General features: G+C 48.5%; 4 protein-coding genes. 3 read left to right on the top strand and 1 reads right to left on the bottom strand.

From position 1 onward, the window contains the following. From ACTJLF_RS34510 to ACTJLF_RS34500, 3 genes are all read left to right on the top strand, one after another. Positions 1-487: RHS repeat-associated core domain-containing protein (locus ACTJLF_RS34510; protein ID WP_440884885.1), on the top strand; the 487-nt coding region annotated here is incomplete at its 5' end. Next, positions 456-968, top strand: coding sequence for a hypothetical protein (locus ACTJLF_RS34505; protein WP_132751471.1), 513 nt, complete (start codon positions 456-458; stop codon positions 966-968). The genes ACTJLF_RS34510 and ACTJLF_RS34505, both read left to right, overlap by 32 nt. Beyond that, positions 965-1,363: a hypothetical protein gene (locus tag ACTJLF_RS34500; RefSeq protein WP_132751470.1), complete on the top strand. Its 399-nt coding sequence runs from the start codon at positions 965-967 to the stop codon at positions 1,361-1,363. Before ACTJLF_RS34505 ends, ACTJLF_RS34500 begins: the two co-directional genes overlap by 4 nt. 50 nt (positions 1,364-1,413) lie before the next feature. On the opposite strand, the gene ACTJLF_RS34495 is transcribed toward ACTJLF_RS34500, so the two are convergent. Then, the coding region (locus ACTJLF_RS34495; RefSeq protein ID WP_440884884.1) for a hypothetical protein at positions 1,414-1,686 on the bottom strand (273 nt) is incomplete at its 5' end.

The raw sequence follows: 1,686 nt of genomic DNA, 5'->3' as shown, positions 1-1,686 counted from the left end.
TCGGTTTCAGGGGCAGTATTGGGATGAAGAGACCGGGCTGCACTACAACCGGTATAGATACTACGACCCGCAGGCTGGGCGATTTGCTTCAAGCGATCCAATCGCTTTAGCGGGCGGGATGAACCTGCATGCTTACGCATCAAACGCTATTGAATGGATCGACCCTTTAGGGTTGCAGCCTCGCGTACCTCCCTATTTTTCATCGCAGAAACAAGCCGGACACGTAAAGGGGACGCCGCAATACGACAACCGAGTGAAGGCGGGAAAACCGACATCTTGTTTTTGTGATTGGAATGCTGCCATCAAATACACAGACGAGGCGTGGGCGAACGGCACGCAAGTGCCGGGCAGGCCCGAGGTCAAGGACTACGAGTTCGGAAAACCGATCGGCGAAGGACCCAGAGGAGGAACTCAGACCAAAGTGAGAGTTCATCAAGATTCAAAAGGAAAAATCCATGGACACCCTGCCGGCCCCGAAACTCCATAGAGGAAATATGGAAAAAAAATGGATCAAAATTTTAGAGAATAAATTTGGAAGTCTTGAGGCTCCTGATTATTCTTTCGTGCTGGACGAGATTGCAAAAAAAAGATACGCAAAGGTTGTGGGCGAAATTTGTAAAAAATGCACGGTGCAAGAAGATACTGATGAAAATTATGATGTAAGTTTTGGCTACATTTTATCTTTTCCTTCTGGTGATAGCTATCTTCTCCGAATTTCAATGATTGGGCCTTTTGCTTTTTTGGCTCAATTGGGTATCGATGGCTCGGTGTCCATGCCGATTTTGCGAGGCCTCGCCCATGATGAGGCTAGTATTGAGATAATTGAAATATTTGAGTCTCATGGTATCGTTTTGCTTGACGCCGAAATTTTGAATGCGGATTTTCCTCGGTTAAAAAAATATGCAAAACCTCTTTATCAGTGGCTTTTTGTAGATGAAGGGCGTGCGCCTTGGGGTTGTGAATTGTGAGTGACAAGGATTTTTCTGATTGGTCGAATGCTAGAAGGCAAATTTATGCGGCGAAATGCTTGGAGGCTTTTACGCGAAATTTTGGAGTGGGGGATGTCTCGGTTGAAATGTTGCTCGCTCATTTGAAGAAGATCGGTGAATTGGATTTTGGAAAGTGGGAGAGAGCCGGGGCAATCTTGCCCCTTAATGGGCGAGGAGATGCTAAGCCATCGGGTTTGGAAGAAAAAATTCCTTCAAATATTCGATCGGATTTTTTTAAATTGGTCGACTTCGTGGTAGAGGTTGGCATCGTTGATTCCTATGGAGAACGTTCGATGTTGCCGTTGAAGTTCCTGAATGACTCGATTGAGATTTTGCGAGCTCACGGTGTTTCTGTGCCGAAGCGAGACTTTTGATTGGTATTGAGTTGTCCAGATGTAAGTGAAAGTGGGGCGCCGATGCCGTTTCATCTCTTTCTGCTTAAGAGGCTTAATGCCAATACTGGTTCGGAGTATTGGGGAGTACGCATATAGATACTTGCTCGACGTCGCTCCGGGGTAATACCGATCCTGACCTTCGAGCGCGGCGGCTTGCACCGGAGGTCGCACGCGCGGCGGAATACGACCCGGCGGGTCGGCTGCTCGAACAGCACATTTCCCGCACCAGGCCAGGCGCCATCGAATTGACCACCGGCATCCAGCGCCGCTACACCTACGACAAGGCTGGCCAGTTGGTGACC

The sequence above is a fragment of the Variovorax sp. 22077 genome, assembly GCF_052044195.1.
GTDB classification, from domain to species: domain Bacteria; phylum Pseudomonadota; class Gammaproteobacteria; order Burkholderiales; family Burkholderiaceae_C; genus Variovorax; species Variovorax atrisoli.
Note: the sequence above shows the minus strand (reverse complement) of the source record. Positions and strands in the feature narration are given on the sequence as shown.

Bases quoted from the DNA above. Each gene is read 5' to 3' on its own strand.
- ACTJLF_RS34505 (WP_132751471.1), top strand. From the start codon at position 456: ATGGACACCCTGCCGGCCCCGAAACTCCATAGAGGAAATATGGAAAAA.